Below are 14,755 nucleotides of genomic sequence, written 5' to 3'. Positions count from 1 at the left end.
CATCAGGCCAGCAGCGTTTCGCGCGCTGCCGGCGCAATGAATTGCAACAGATGCGCGCGTTTCAGCGGCAAATGCGCCGCTGCCTCGTCGGTCATGCCTATGCCGCCATGGACCTGGATATTCGCGCGCCCATTGTCGAGCGCGGCCTGGTCGGCGAGCCGTTTTGCTGCGGCCACATGGAAGGCGGCGTCCGCAGCATTTTCGTCGAGCGCACAGGCCGCGTAATAGAGCTGTGACCGCGCTGCTGCCGCGCGCACCGCCATGTCCGAACAGATATGCTTGAGCGCCTGGAACCAGCCGATCGGGCGATCGAACTGTTCGCGCAGCCTGGCATAATCGGCCGCCATGTCGCGCGCCGCATCGGCGCAGCCGACGGCATATGCTGCGCTCAACAATTGCAGGTGCAGCGGCGGGGCAGGGTCGTCCTCGGTCCAAAGCGAGCTCGTCCATTCGTGGCGGCTCTGCAGCGTCGACAGGTCTATCGTCGGCGCGTGCGGCGTCGCATGGACCATGCCGCTCTGATCGGTGAAGCTGTCGGGAAGATCGAACAGTCGCAGTCCGCCCGGCTCGCTCATCAGCACGGCGCACGATCCCGCCGGATCGAGCACGCGCAAATCCTCGGGCTCGCTCACGGTCAGCGCCAGTGCGACCTTGCCCTCGGCAACATCGGGGAACCAGCGGCTCGCGACGGCAGTCGCGATCAGTCCGATCGGGGCGAGGAAGCGCCCGAGCTCGGCGAACACCAGCGCCTCGGTCGCATGGTCGAGGTCCATTCCGGGCGCGGTCATGCCCGTCCACCCCATCGCCTCGATTTCGGCCCACAGCCCTTCGGGCCGCGCCCGCGCGCCCTCCAGCGCCATATTGTCGCGGCACCAGTCGGCGGTCGCAGTCTGGAACGCGATCTGTTCGTCGTTCGGGGTCAGGTCCATGATATCACCTCGACTTGGGCAGGCCGAGCAGCCGCTCGCCGATGATGTCGCGCTGGATCTGCGCGGTGCCGCCCGCGATCGTCGCCGCGAAGCCGCGCAGATAATCGCCGACTACATTGTCGTCGCCATAGGCGAAGTCGATGATGGCATCGCCCATCAGCAGCACCGCCATGCGTTCGAGCCGCTGGCCGAGTTCGGAGGTGAAGAGCCGGATCACCGACGCCTCGGGGCCCGGCTGGCCGGTGCGCACCACCTCGGAAATGTTGCGATAGGTCATTGCGCGCACCGCCGCGACCTCGGCGCGCAGCTGCGCCAGTTGGTCGGCGATCCGGTCGTCCTTGATCATCCCGTTCGCGCGTGCCGCCGCGATCAGTTCCTCGATCTCCTGGCTCTGCTTGACCTGGTCGGCAATGAACCCCGTGCCGCGTTCGAAGCTCAAGGTCGACATCGCGACCTTCCACCCATTGCCGAGCCCACCGACGACGTTGGCGAGCGGAATGCGCACATCGTCGTAAAAGACTTCGGCGAATTCGGTCTGCCCCGACATCTTGCGGATCGGCCGCACGGTGATTCCGGGCGCATGCATGTCGCAGATGACCCAGCTCAGCCCCTTGTGCCGCAGCGAGCCTTCCTCGGTGCGCAGCACCAGTTCCTGCCAGTCGGCGACATGCGCGAAGCTCGTCCAGATCTTCGACCCGTTGATGACCAGTTCGTCGCCCTCGATCCGCCCGCGCGTCTTGATCCCCGCGAGGTCCGACCCCGCGCCGGGTTCCGAAAAGCCCTGGCACCAGATCGCCTCGCCCTTCAGGATGCGCGGCAGGTGATACGCTTTCTGTTCCTCGCTGGCGTTGAGGATCAAGGTCGGGCCGCCATGGTTGATCCCGACGAAATTCGCCCCGATCCATGGCGCATGCGCTGCTGCATATTCCTCGAGCCAGATGACCTGCTGCACGATCGACAGCCCGCGCCCGCCATAGTCGGTCGGCCAGTTGATCCCCGCCCAGCCGGCGTCGAACAGGCGTCGCTGCCACGCCTTGTCGAAGGTGATCGCGTCGGCGGCATCGAGCGGGCGCTTCCCGGCGGGCACATTGGCGTGCAGCCAGTCGCGGCACTCTTCGCGAAAGTGCATTTCCTCGGGCGAAAATCCGATGTCCATCAAACGGCCTTTTTCGCGGCGCCGATTGGCTCGCCCTTCTTGCGCATCGCCGGATCGAACCCGGCGTTGCGCATCAGTTCGTGGTTCAGCCCGGCCGCGATGCCCATGCCGTCGGTGTCGTAGATCAGCCGCTTGTTCTCGGCATTGCTGTGACGGCTGTTGCCGAGGATCAGCGCGGCCAGTTCGGCGACCTTGGCATCGAGTAGCTCATCGGCGACGCAATAGTTGGCGAGCCCCATCGCCGCCGCATCCTCGCCCGCATAGGGCTGGCACGTCAGCATCATCTCGAGCGCCTTCGCCTGTCCGACGCGGCGGGGCAGCCGCTGCGACAGGCCCCAGCCGGGGACCAGTCCCCATTTGCCATGCGTGTCGGCGAAGCGCGCGCTCGTACCACAGACGATGAAATCGGACGCGAGCGCGAGTTCGAGCCCGCCGGTGTAGCAAGTGCCCCGGACCTTCGCGATCACCGGCTGGCGCAGCTTCGTCAGCCGCTCGACGATCAGCATCTCCTGTCGCAGCCAGCCCAGCGCATCGGCGTGCGGCGGCGATTTGAGGTCGTGGCCCGCGCAGAAATGCTCGCCCGCGCCAGTGATGACGACCAACCCGACGTCGTCGATCCCGTCCTCAATATCGCGGATATGTGCGCGAAATTCGCGGAACAGCTCGCGATTGATCGCATTGCGCTTGTCGGGTCGGTTGAGCGTCAGCGTGCAGACGCCGTTCGCGTCGTCGCGCAGGACCAGCGGCGCGGTCATGCGCCGTCTCCGCGCGTCTTGGCGATCGCCTCGCGCGCGCTGCCGCTTTCCATCGCGCGCTTTCCGAACTGTTCACGGATCGGCACGAACTCGGGCATCACCAGCGACCGGCGCAGCCAGTTAGCGGCATCGACCACGAGTGTATGTCCGCTGATATAGGTCGCGTAGGGCGAGCAGAGGAAGGTCGCCGCCCAGCCCAGTTCGCGGACTTCGCCGACACGCATCCCCGGAATCGTATTGTCGCCGCGCTCGCCCTCGCGGTGGCGCGTCATATGCGCGGGCAGATCGTCGTGCGGGAAGCGCCCCGGCGCGATGCAATTGACGCGGATGCCGTCGGGAGCCCATTCGACCGCGAGGCTCTGCGTCAAATTGGTCACCCCCGCCTTCGCCGCCGCCGAATGCGACGTCCCCGGTCCGCCGGTCCAGCTATAGGTCGCGCCGATGTTGAGGATCGCTCCCGGCAGCCCCGCAGCGAGCCGCCGCACCGCGAACTCGCGGCTGCAATTATAGGTACCATTGAGCACGATATCGACCACGGTACGAAACCCGTTCGGGGTCATCTCCTCGGCGGGCGCCGGGAAATTGCCTGCCGCATTGTTGATCAGCACATCGACCGGGCCGAGCTTCGCCTCGATCTCGTCGAAAGCGCGGACGATCGCATCGGGGTCGCGGACGTCGCACGCGACGGCGATGACCTCAGCGCCGACCGCCTCGATCGCGGCGATGCCCGCCGCCAGATGGTCGGGCTTGCGGCTGAGTACCGCGATCTTCGCACCGAGCCGCGCGAACTCGACCGCCATGCCTTTGCCAAGGCCGGTACCGCCGCCGGTGACCGCAACAACCTGTCCGGCATAGGTGCCGTCGGGCAGCGCCTTGGCGCCGACGGGGGGAGGGGGAGGAAGCGCCATATTATTTCCCCTTGTAGAGCGGCGCGCGCTTCTCGCGGATCGCGGCGCGGGCTTCCTGATAATCGTCGGTCTTGAACAGATAGGATTGCGCGTAGAGCTCGGCGCGGGTGCCGGTGCGGATCGTCGGGCCGTGCATCAGATTGATCATCTCCTTCGCGAGCGCGAGGTTGATCGGCGGCCGCGCCGCGATGTCGCGTGCGATTTCGAGCGCCTTGGTCTCAAGCTCCTCAGGGGGGACGACGAAGTCGACCGCCCCCCATTCGAGCGCGGTCGCGGCGTCGATCTTCTGCCCCGACATCACCATATATTTCGTGCGCGACGGGCCGATCAGTGCGGTCATCATCTGCGTCCCGCCGGTGTCGGGCAGCACGCCGTATAATATCTCGGGCAGCGCGAGCTTCAGCGTCGTGTCGCTCACCCGGATATCGGCCGCGAGCGCCAGTTCGCACCCGCCGCCGATCGCGCCGCCCTTCAGCGCCGCGATGATCGGCTTGGTCGATTCCTGCATCTTCAGCCGCCCTTCCTGGTGGCGCCGGATGAAATGGAAATCGCTCTCGTCGCGCGCCCGATGGCCGAGCACATTGGTGTCGCGGCCCGAACAGAAGCTCTTGCCATTGGCGCGGATCAGGATCGTGCTGCTGTCCGTTTCATCCAGCGCCTCGCCGAGCAATTTCTGGAACAGCGAAGACATCGCATCGTCCATCGCATTGTGCCGGTCGGGCCGGTTCAACGTCAGGATGCGCAAGGCGCCTTCGCGCTTGCTGAGGATCAGTTCGGACATCTCCACTCCCATTTTCTTTTCGGCAGGGCTTGCACGACTTGTATAACTAAGTCAATTATGTCGAAACGATTGGGGAGAGAGAAAATGGCGGAGCTCAGCGGAAAGACCGCGCTCGTCACCGGCGCATCGCGCGGTATCGGCGCGGCGATCGCACGCCGACTCGCGGAAGCGGGCGCGCATGTCGCGGTCAATTATGCGGGCAGCAAGGATGCCGCCGAAACGCTCGTTGCGGAGATCGTGGCAAATGGCGGGAAGGCCTTTGCGGTGCAGGCCGACGTCGGCACCATGGCGGGTATCGAGGCAATGCTCGCGGCCTGCGATGCGGCCTTCGGCGGAACCCCCAATCTCGACATCCTCGTCAACAACGCCGGGGTCGGCGGCGAGGGCGATACCGGCAGCCTGACCAAATGCAGCGAGGAGTTGTTCGACCGCATGATCGCGGTGAACCAGAAGGCGCCGCATTTCATCACCCAGCTCTGCCTCGGCCGCCTCCGCGACGGCGGGCGCATTATCAACATCGGCTCGCTCGGCGGGCGCTCGGCGCTGCCGCCCTTCGCCGCCTATGCCGCGACCAAGCGCGCGCTGCAGAGCCTGACCATGTCGACCGCGGTCGTCGTCGGCCCGCGCGGTATCACCTGCAACCTCGTCGCGCCGGGTGCGGTCGATACCGAATTCAACAAGACGCTCTCCGAAAAGCCCGGCTGGGCCGAGGCGACGTCGAAACTCACCCCGATGAAACGCCTCGGCGTGCCCGAGGATATCGCGGGCGCGGTGATGATGCTCTGCCGCGACGAGGCGCACTGGGTCACCGGGCAGATCGTCGAAGCAAGCGGGGGGCTGTTCCTGTGAGCGACCTTGTCGGCAAGACCGCGCTCGTCACCGGCGGTTCGCGCGGCATCGGCGCCGCGATCGTACGGCGGCTGGGGCAGGCGGGGGCGCATGTCGCGGTCAACTATGCGGGCAGCAAGGACGCGGCCGACGCGCTGGTCGCCGAGATCGTGGCTGCGGGCGGCCAGGCGTTTGCGGTGCAGGCCAACGTTTCGTCGCTCGCTGGGATTGAGGCGATGTTCGCGGCGTGCGATGCGGCCTTTGGCGAGGCGCCCAATCTCGACATCCTTATCAACAACGCCGGGGTTGGACGCGGCGGGCGTGACGGCACGCTGAAGGGCGCGGGCGAGGCGTTGTTCGACGAATTGTTCGCCGTCAACGTCAAGGGCCCGCATTTCGTGACGCAGGCCGCGCTGCCGCGGCTGCGCGACGGCGGGCGCATCGTCAACATCGGCTCGATGTCGGGCAAGGTCGGCCAGCCTTTCGCCGCAAGCTATGCGATGACCAAGCGCGCGATCCAGAGCCTGACCTTCAGCACGGCCCTGGCGGTCGCAAAGCGGCAGATCACCTGCAACTGCATCGCCCCCGGCGCGGTCGCGACCGAATTTATCGCGGCGCTGCGCGCTCAGGAGGGCTGGGATGCGGCGACCGCGAAACACACTCCGATGGGACGTCTGGGAGAACCCGAGGATATAGCGGGCGCGGTCATGATGCTGCTCGGCGACGATGCGCGCTGGGTGACGGGACAGGTGATCGAGGCAAGCGGAGGTTTGGCCCTCTGATGGCGCTGATGACCGAGAAATTGCGTGCGATCATGGCGCTCGATCCTGGGCGGGCGCAGATCGACTTTGGCGGGACGGATTATAGCTGGCGCCAGATCGCCGCCGCTGTCCGCGCGATCGAGGATGCGCTCGATGCGATGGGCCTGCCCGAGGATGCGCGCGTCGGGGTGATGCTGCGCAACCGCCCCGGCCATGTCGCGGCGATCGTCGCGGTGCTTTCGACCGACCGCTGCCTCGTCACGCTCAACCCGATCCTGCCCGACGCAAAGCTTTTCGCCGACGTCGAGCAACTCGGCTTGCCCGCCATCATCGCCGATGCCACCGACCTCGCACGCCCCGGCCTTGCCGAAGCGCTCGCTCGCGCCGGTTCGGCGGTGATCGCAATCGATCCGCTTCTGGACGGCGTCCGCGTCGTGCAGGGCGAGGTCCGCACCGGCATCCAGACCTCGCCCGGCGTTGCGATCGAGATGCTCACCAGCGGCACCACCGGCACGCCCAAGCGCGTACCGCTCAGCCGCGATGCCTTCGACGCCAGCTTTCGCGGCTTCACCCGATATGAGCGCGGGCGCAGTTTCGACGATCCGCCGCGGCTCAATTCGGGCTGTACGATGGTGGTCAACCCGCTGACGCATATCGGTGGCATCTATGGTTGCATCGGCGCGCTGGCGGCGGGGCGGCGGATCGCGCTGCTCGAAAAGTTCAGCGTCGACGCCTGGGTGTCGGCGGTGCGCCGTAACCGCCCGGCGGTTGCTTCGGCGGTCCCGTCGGCGGTGCGCATGCTGCTCGACGCCGATGTCGATCCTGCCGACCTCGCCAGCCTCAAGTCGCTGATCACCGGCACCGCGCCGCTCGCGCCCGAGCTCGTCGATGCTTTCATCGCCAAATATGGCATCCCGATCTGCAGCAATTATGGCGCGACCGAATTTGCGGGCGCGATCGCGGGCTGGACGATCGATGATTTCCGCAAGCTCTGGCCCGAAAAGCGCGGCGCGGTCGGTCGCGTCCACGCCGATGTCGAAGCGCGCATCGTCGATGCCGAAAGTGGGGCGATCCTGCCGCATGGCGCCGAAGGCCTGCTCGAGATCAAGGGGCAGCAGCTCGGCAACGACCTTGAATGGCTGCGCACCACCGACCGCGCCGTCCTCGACGCCGACCGCTTCCTCTTCATCCGGGGCCGCGCCGACAATGCGATCATTCGCGGCGGCTTCAAGATCCATCCCGACGATGTGGTGACCGCGTTGAACGATCATCCGGCGATCCGCGAGTCCGCCGTTGTCGGCGTCCCCGACGACCGCCTCGGCGCCGTGCCAGCCGCCGCGATCATCCTCAAGGACGGCGCGCCCGCTCCGGCACACGACGATCTCAAGGCATGGCTCCGCGAGCGACTGATCGCCTATCAGGTCCCGGTCCATATCCGCATCGTTCCCGACTTTCCGCGGACCCCGTCGATGAAACCCTCGGCGCCCGGGCTGCGCGCGCTGTTCGCGGAAACATAGCCATGGCGATCCGCGTCATCGCCTGGGGCATGGGCTATCTCGGCAAGCAGGGATTGCTTCAGATCATCGGCGATCCGGCGCTGGAACTCGTCGGCCTCCATGTCTCTGGCGCGGACAAACGCGGCCGCGACGCGGGCGACATAGCAGGGACCGGGCCGACCGGGGTTATCGCGACCTCGGACAGCGCCGAACTGCTCGCGCTCGGTGCCGACTGCCTCGTCTATTTCGCCAGCACGGTCGGCCGCGACGAAGAGGCGACCGCCGAAATCCTGCCCTTCCTCGAAGCCGGGACCGACGTCGTCAGTATCTCGCATTTCGACCTCCAATATCCCGCACATGGCGACCCGCGCCATGTCGCGCCGATCATGGCGGCGTGCGAACGCGGCGGGGCGAGCTTCCTGCTCACCGGCGAGGAACCGGGTTTCGCCTTCGGGCAACAGCTGTTCGCGATCCTCTCGACGATCGCGCGGCTCGACGGCGTGCGCATCGTCGAGATGTCCGATGTGCAGGGCTATGGCGGCACCGACTCGCTGCTGATGTACGGCTTCAACGGCGATCCCGCGACCCAGCCGCCGATGTTCACCAGCCAGGTCGGCGCGTCCTGGCATATCGCGACGCTGCGCGGCATCGCCGACTTCCTCGGCCTCGCGGTGGATGGCATCGAACAGCATTGGGATTCGATCGCGGTCGACTATCCGATCGATACGGCGGCCTTCGGTGAGGTGCAGGCGGGGCGCACCGCCGCGACGCGCTGGCGTGTCACCGCGCACTGCCTCGGTCGGCCGATGATCCGCTACGAAAAGATATTGCGGCTCCACCATGCTGCCGCTCCCGATTGGGAGCGTCCTGCGCTGGCGACCGGCGCGGGGGTCACGCACAAGATTTTCGTCGAGGGTGCGCCCGAGGTCAGCGAGGAACTCCACCGCCCGCGCGGCACGTCGGCGACGCCGACGATCGCGGTCAACGCGATCCCCTTCGTCCATGCCGCGCCGCCCGGCGTGCTGACCCAGATGGACATTCCGCTGTTCCCGCCGCGTCAGTTCGGCAGGACCACTGCTAGAGGAGAAAGCGCATGAGCGAGAGCTTCGCCGGAAAATCGGTGATCGTCACCGGCGGCGGCAAGGGGGTCGGGCGCGGCATCGCCGAGGCCTTCGCCGCAGCCGGCGCCGAGGTCATGCTCGGCGCACGCACGATCTCCTATGCCGAGGATGTGAAGGCCGGGATCGAGAAGGCCGGCGGCATCGCCGAATGTTTCGCCGCCGACATCGCGAAACACGCCGACTGCCGCGCGCTCATCGCAGCGGCGGTCGAGGCGTTCGGCGGAGTCGATATTATCGTCCATGCCGCCGCCGACATCCCGCACGGCGGGCTCGGCCATGTCGACGACGAGCGGCTGGAGGCTGGTTTTGCGAGCATCGCCAAGGCGGCCTGGTGGCTGCTCGACGCCGCGCGCCCGCATCTGGCCGAGGCGCGCGACGGTGGGCGTTTCATTGCGATCGGCTCGATCAACGGCACCTTCAATGTCGTGCCCAACATGACCGCCTATGGCATGGCGAAGGCGGCGCTCGACGCCTTCATCCGCGCTGCGGCGGGCGATGTCGTCGGCGAAGGCATCACCGTCAACGCGATCAACCCCGGCCTTGTCGCCAGCGACCGCGCCAAGGCGGTGCTCGGCGACGAGGGGCTTGCGGCTTATGGCGCGACGGTCCCCGTCGGCCGCGCGGGGACGCCGGCGGATATCGCGCACGCCGCCTTGTTCCTCGCCTCCGCGCGCTCGGATTATATCACCGGCACGACGATCAAGATGGACGGCGGCTCGACCGTCGCCGCCTCGCCGGGGCGCAACGATATTTTGCAGGACCGGCTCAAGCTCCAGCACGGAAAGGCGCCCTGACATGGACCTCGGGATCAAGGGCAAAGTCGCGCTCGTCTTCGGCGGCTCGAAGGGCATCGGTCTCGGCTGTGCGCATGAATTCGCGCGCGAGGCCTGCAGGACCGTCATCGCCGCGCGTACCCAGTCCACAATCGACGCCGCAGTCGCCGAAGTGCAGGCGGCGGGCGGCGTTGCCATCGGTATTTCCGCGGACTGCACGAGCAAGGAGGGTATCGCCAAGGCGGTGCAAGCCGCGACCGACGCCTTTGCACCGCCCGATATCCTGATCTTCAATGTCGATTCCGGACCCAAGGGCAGCTTCCTCGAGGTCGACGACGACACGTTCGCGGCGGCGAATACGAACAATGTCATGGCCTTCCGCTGGGCGGTGCAGGCGGTGATCCCGCATATGCAAGAGCGGGGTTGGGGCCGCATCCTCACCATCGGCACCAATTCGGTGAAGGCGCCGCACCGCAAGCTCGCGCGCGCGGCGCAGAACACCTACCGCGTCGGGGCGCTCGCGCTCTCGAAAACGATCTCGGCCGAACTCGGCCCGATGGGGATCACCGTCAACACCCTCGGCACCGGCGCGATCGCGACGCCGCAGTTCAAGGAGGTGTTCACCAAGATCGCCGAGGCGCAGGGCCAGACCTATGACGAGCATATCGCCGAACGCACCGCCGCCTATCCGGTCCCGCGCATGGGCACGCCCGAGGATATGGCGGCGGCCGCCGCCTTCCTCTGCTCCGACCGCGCGGGGTTCATCACGGGGCAGGTGCTCGTGATCGATGGTGGCAATCTCGAAGTTCTGCAGTAACGATTAGCAATCAAAGGATATGACATGAAATTGGGAAATGACATTGCGGCGGTGGTGACGGGCGGCGCCTCGGGCCTCGGCCGCGCTAGCGCCGAGGCGCTGGCGAGCGAAGGCGTCAAGGTCGCGATCTTCGACGTCAACGAAGAGGGCGGCAAGGCGGTCGCCGACGCGATCGGCGGGGTATTCTGCAAGGTCGACATCACCAGCGAGGACAGCGTCGTCGCCGGTTATGAAGCCGCCCGCGCCGCGCACGGCCAGGAACGCATCCTCGTCCATTGCGCGCAAATCTCGAAGGGCGGCAAGACGGTGCGCTTCGACAAGACGACCGGCGGCTATGTCCGCTACGCGACCGAGGATTATGCCTTTTCGGCGCAGGGCATTTTGATCGCGAGCTATCGCCTCGCGTCGCTCGCGGCGCTCGGCATGGCGAATGCCGATCCGCTCAACGAGGATGGCGAGCGCGGGGCGATCGTGCTCACCGCTTCGGCGGCGGCGCAGGACGCGCAGATCGGGCAGGTCGGTTACGGCTCGCTCAAGGCCGGGGTGAACGGCCTCGTGCTGCCGATGGCGCGCGACCTGATGGATCTCGGCATCCGCGTCAATTCGATCATGCCGGGCATCTTTGCGACGCCGCCGATGCTCGCGGTGAAGGACAAGGCGCCCGCGATCTTCGAAGGGCTCGCCGCATCGGTGCCTTTCCCTAAACGCCTCGGCCATCCGCACGAGTTCGGGTCGCTCGTGCTCGAACTCGCGCGCAACGGCTATTTCAACGGCCAGACGCTCCGCCTCGACGGCGCGATCCGCATGCCCCCCAAATAGGATCGATGATTTGAACGCACCCCAGCAATTCCCCTTCGCGCGCCAGTCGGCGGGGCCAGCACCGCTCCGCCGCCCGGGCTCGATCCGCCGGACCAGTTCGATCGATTCGGACTGGCCCGACGGTTTCGGCCAGCCCTGGATCATGACCGGCCGCGCGCGCGACCTGCTCACGCCGTTCGAGGGCGCGCCCGTCGTTCTCGACAGCGGCGAATTCCGGATCCGCACCTCGCCAGCGCGCGAGATCATCGAGATCGAGGTCGCGCCGCTCCATGCGCGCGCGCGGGAGATGGTCGGGGTGCGGGCAGGGGGGGCGAGCCGGCAGGCGCTGGCGGCGACGCTCGGCGACCTGCGCGGGACGCCCTTGTTCCAGGTGCTCGACGATTTTGCGGGTGCCAGCCTTGTCGCGGGGTGGGTCTGGTCGCGCTGGGTACCCGACTGGCACCAGCGGATGCGTGCGAACCGCGAGAGACTGGGGGCGGGCAGCAAGGGGCGCATGGTCAATATCTGCACCGGCTTCACCGAAGGCGGCAGCTCGCTGTCCGGCGATGGCGAAGTCGACCATAAAGACCAGTCGACGACCGAAGTCGGCCCGCTCGTCCATCCCGACGACCCGATCGGCTGGCACGATCTGCCGGTACAGGAAGGGCGCCCGATGGCGCGGCGGTCGCGTCGCATCGACCTGTGGCGGGCGGAAGGCGTGCTGAAGGTCGATGCGGGGTTTCAGGATAGCGGTCCCAATCCGCAAGGCAGCCGCACCGCGATCCACGAATATCGCGTCTATGCCGAGATCGACGAGGCGAGCGGTGCGTTGTTGGCGCTGCAGGCGCTGCCGCTCATCCTGCCGTTCCGCGAATGCCCCGGCGCATCGATGAAGGCGGCACGCATGGTCGGGCAGAATGTCGGAGAATTTCGCCAGGCCGTGCTCGACACGTTGGTCGGCACGATCGGCTGCACGCACCTCAACGACGTGTTGCGCGCGCTCGCAGATGTTCCGGCACTTGCAGCGATGTTGCCGAAAAACCACGCCTGACACCGTTTCCGTAGCGTTTCGCGACAAATTTATGCAATCCACTTGTCTGACGTGTTAGACTTAGTTATATAACTGGCCAAGCGAGGACGCCAGGAAGCCTCGCGGGGAGGATCTTGACCATGATTTTCAAGCAAAAGCGCGATTCGGCCCGCTTTCTTGTCGCCGCCTCGATGGCGGCAATGGCGCTGTCGTCGGTCCCGGCTTATGCGCAGAGCGCCGCCGCACCTGCCGACGAAAGCGAATATGACGATGACGCGATCGTCGTCATCGGCGTCACCAAGCAGGACGCCAACATCCAGGAAACGCCTATCGCGATCACGGCCTTCAGCGGTGAGAAGCTGACCGAACAGGGCATCAACAAGGTCGATGAAATCGCGACCTTCACCCCCGGCTTCAACATCCGCGGCGCCGGCAACAACCCGACCGCGCTGCTGCTGTCGATGCGCGGCCAGATCCAGAACGACAATCTCGCGACGCTCGAACCGTCGGTCGGCACCTATCTCGACGAACTTTATGTCGCGCGCGCCTATGGCCTCAACACCGAGCTGGTCGACATCGAAAGCGTCCAGGTACTCAAGGGGCCGCAGGGCACGCTGTTCGGCCGCAATACCTCGGCGGGCGCGGTGCTGATCCAGACAGCCAATCCGCGCTACGGCGAATATTCGGGCAAGTTCAGCGGCACCTATGGCCGCTTCGACGAGCGCACCTTCCAGGGTGCGATCAACCTTGGCTTTACCGACGAACTCGCGATCCGCGGCGCGCTCTATTATCAGAAGCGCGACGGCTACAAGACCGACGTCGACAACGGCCGCAAATATGAGGGCCGCGAAACCTGGAACGGCCGCGTCAAGCTGGGTTGGAAACCGACCGACACCTTCGAGCTGATCCTGTCGGGCGAATGGTATGATACCTTCATCGACGGTCCGGCGCGCCAGAACCTCTTTTTCAACGCGCCGCCGAACTTCGGTGCGGCCAAGCCGATCGTCGACGGCATCGCCGCTACCGACCGTGCGCAATATGAGGGCAATGAGAACCGCGTGTCGATCACGCTGCCCGGTGCGGTCGTCGGCGCCGACCCGCGCGGTATCTTCAACGACACGCGGACCCAGACCTACAGCGCGAAGTTCATCCTCGACACCAGCTTTGGCCAGGTGCGTTTCATCAACGGCTATCGCGGCGTCCAGAGCGAGAATCTCGTCGATCTCGACGGCTCGAGCTTTGCCGCGCACTTCACCGAAGGCACGCAGGATCTGAAGCAATATTCGTCCGAATTGCAGGTTACCGGCACCGGCTTTGACGACCGTCTGAATTTCGCTGCGGGCCTGACCTATTTCCGCGAAACCGGCTTTGACCAGTCGCGCTCGAACCTGTTCGGCGCGACCTTCACCGCCGGTCCGACGGTGCCGCCGCAGTTCGTCGGGACGACGAACTGGTCGAACTTCAGCGGGTCGATCGATAACAACAGCTATGGCATGTATACGCAGCTGAACTACAAGTTGACCGACGCGTTCAACATCACCGGCGGTCTGCGTTATTCGATCGACGACAAGGGGGTGACCACCCAGTCGGGCGACGTGTCGAACAATACCGACACCTTCGTGCGTTGCAGCCCGATTGCCACGCCGATCCCGTGCCTGCGCTCGAACGACGCGACCTTCAAGAATCTGTCTTACACCATCGGCGCCGATTATGACGTGACCGAAGACATCCTGATCTATGCCAAGCACAGCAAGGGCTATCGTTCGGGCGCGCTCCAGCTTCGCACGCTGACGCTGGCGGACTCGATCCCGGCGCAGCCCGAAATCGTCCACGAGCAGGAAATCGGCATCAAGACGACCTTCCTCGACGGTCGCGGCACGTTCAACATCGCCGGCTATCACAACAAGGTGAAGGGCGCACAGCGCAGCCCCGTGCTCGCGCCGAACGGTCTCAGCCAGACGGTGATCGAAAATGCCGATACCGAAACCTGGGGGGTCGAGGTCGACGGCTCGATCGAAGTCGTCGACGGCTTCACGATCTTCGCAAATGGCGCGCTGACCGATCCCAAATATACCAAATATGCGGGCAAGGGCGTGTCGGGCGCGTTCGGCAGCCAGGTCATCGTCGACGTCGACAAGAGCGACTACAGCTTCGCCGGCATTGTCGAGAAGCAGTTTTCGATCGGCGCCAACTTCAAGAAGGATCTGGGCAGTGTCGGGCTCGATGCGAACGTCGTCTACGCCTGGCAGGGTGAGATGCCGCAGATCGACATTCCCGTCGCGCTTTACACTTCGACCGGGATCGGCGGTCTGGGCTTGACCCAGGCGCAAGCCGACCAGCTCGCCGCGGTGCGCAATTCGGGCTCGCTCGGCCTGCTCAACGCCCGCGTCGCGGTCAGCTTCGGTCCCGAACGCAATTTCGAACTGGCGCTGTGGGGCAAGAACCTGACCAACGACCAGGAACAGCAATACACGCTTTTGCTGAGCAACATCTATGTCGGTACGTCCTACAACGAACCGCGCAGCTACGGCGTGACCGGCACATTCAAATTCTGAGGACCACAGGGCGCTCCTAGGAGCATTGGGGGAGGGACGGCTTGCCG

Annotated in this window: 14 protein-coding genes; 9 read left to right on the top strand and 5 right to left on the bottom strand. The window is 65.9% G+C overall.

What is annotated here, in order from left to right:
- Nucleotides 1-2 precede the first annotated feature (2 nt).
- Genes B1A78_RS03975 through B1A78_RS03955 form a run of 5 tightly spaced genes read right to left on the bottom strand, consistent with a single transcriptional unit; the run spans nt 3 to nt 4,529 of the window.
- On the bottom strand, nt 3-929 hold the full coding sequence (locus tag B1A78_RS03975) for an acyl-CoA dehydrogenase family protein (protein ID WP_077145717.1): 927 nt from the start codon (nt 927-929) through the stop codon (nt 3-5).
- A 4-nt stretch (nt 930-933) separates the two neighbouring features.
- Complete coding sequence (locus B1A78_RS03970; RefSeq protein ID WP_077145716.1) at nt 934-2,085, bottom strand: acyl-CoA dehydrogenase family protein; 1,152 nt, start codon at nt 2,083-2,085, stop codon at nt 934-936.
- Nucleotides 2,085-2,840: an enoyl-CoA hydratase/isomerase family protein gene (locus tag B1A78_RS03965; RefSeq protein ID WP_077145715.1), complete on the bottom strand. Its 756-nt coding sequence runs from the start codon at nt 2,838-2,840 to the stop codon at nt 2,085-2,087. Before B1A78_RS03965 ends, B1A78_RS03970 begins: the two co-directional genes overlap by 1 nt.
- Nucleotides 2,837-3,748: an SDR family oxidoreductase gene (locus B1A78_RS03960; protein ID WP_077145714.1), complete on the bottom strand. Its 912-nt coding sequence runs from the start codon at nt 3,746-3,748 to the stop codon at nt 2,837-2,839. The genes B1A78_RS03965 and B1A78_RS03960 overlap by 4 nt, the downstream gene beginning before the upstream one ends.
- Nucleotide 3,749: 1 nt before the next feature.
- Nucleotides 3,750-4,529, bottom strand: coding sequence for an enoyl-CoA hydratase/isomerase family protein (locus tag B1A78_RS03955; RefSeq protein WP_077145713.1), 780 nt, complete (start codon nt 4,527-4,529; stop codon nt 3,750-3,752).
- A gap of 84 nt (nt 4,530-4,613) precedes the next feature.
- On the opposite strand from B1A78_RS03955, the gene B1A78_RS03950 reads away from it, so the two are divergent.
- The 9 genes from B1A78_RS03950 (at nt 4,614) to B1A78_RS03910 (ending at nt 14,708) form a co-directional block, all read left to right on the top strand.
- Entirely contained in the window at nt 4,614-5,378 is a 765-nt protein-coding gene (locus B1A78_RS03950) for an SDR family oxidoreductase (protein WP_077145712.1), read from the top strand.
- Nucleotides 5,375-6,139 carry an SDR family NAD(P)-dependent oxidoreductase gene (locus tag B1A78_RS03945; RefSeq protein ID WP_077145711.1) on the top strand — a complete coding sequence of 255 codons (765 nt, stop codon included), beginning with the start codon at nt 5,375-5,377 and terminating at the stop codon, nt 6,137-6,139. The genes B1A78_RS03950 and B1A78_RS03945 overlap by 4 nt, the downstream gene beginning before the upstream one ends.
- On the top strand, nt 6,139-7,635 hold the full coding sequence (locus B1A78_RS03940) for a class I adenylate-forming enzyme family protein (protein WP_077145710.1): 1,497 nt from the start codon (nt 6,139-6,141) through the stop codon (nt 7,633-7,635). The genes B1A78_RS03945 and B1A78_RS03940 overlap by 1 nt, the downstream gene beginning before the upstream one ends.
- Before the next feature lie 2 nt (nt 7,636-7,637).
- Complete coding sequence (locus B1A78_RS03935) at nt 7,638-8,711, top strand: hypothetical protein (RefSeq protein ID WP_077145709.1); 1,074 nt, start codon at nt 7,638-7,640, stop codon at nt 8,709-8,711.
- On the top strand, nt 8,708-9,529 hold the full coding sequence (locus tag B1A78_RS03930) for an SDR family NAD(P)-dependent oxidoreductase (RefSeq protein ID WP_077145708.1): 822 nt from the start codon (nt 8,708-8,710) through the stop codon (nt 9,527-9,529). The genes B1A78_RS03935 and B1A78_RS03930 overlap by 4 nt, the downstream gene beginning before the upstream one ends.
- A 1-nt stretch (nt 9,530) precedes the next feature.
- Nucleotides 9,531-10,325: an SDR family oxidoreductase gene (locus B1A78_RS03925; protein ID WP_077145707.1), complete on the top strand. Its 795-nt coding sequence runs from the start codon at nt 9,531-9,533 to the stop codon at nt 10,323-10,325.
- A gap of 24 nt (nt 10,326-10,349) precedes the next feature.
- Nucleotides 10,350-11,144, top strand: a complete 795-nt coding sequence (locus B1A78_RS03920) for an SDR family oxidoreductase (RefSeq protein ID WP_077145706.1) — start codon at nt 10,350-10,352, stop codon at nt 11,142-11,144.
- Nucleotides 11,145-11,154: 10 nt separating this feature from the next.
- The gene (locus B1A78_RS03915; protein WP_077145705.1) at nt 11,155-12,174 is read left to right on the top strand and encodes a DUF2889 domain-containing protein; all 1,020 of its coding nucleotides are present in this window, start codon (nt 11,155-11,157) and stop codon (nt 12,172-12,174) included.
- Between the two features lie 119 nt (nt 12,175-12,293).
- Nucleotides 12,294-14,708 carry a TonB-dependent receptor gene (locus B1A78_RS03910; protein WP_077145704.1) on the top strand — a complete coding sequence of 805 codons (2,415 nt, stop codon included), beginning with the start codon at nt 12,294-12,296 and terminating at the stop codon, nt 14,706-14,708.
- Nucleotides 14,709-14,755 lie beyond the last annotated feature (47 nt).

This window comes from Sphingopyxis sp. KK2 (assembly GCF_001990265.1).
Taxonomy (GTDB): Bacteria; Pseudomonadota; Alphaproteobacteria; order Sphingomonadales; family Sphingomonadaceae; genus Sphingopyxis.
This window is presented reverse-complemented; position numbering and strand designations above follow the sequence as displayed.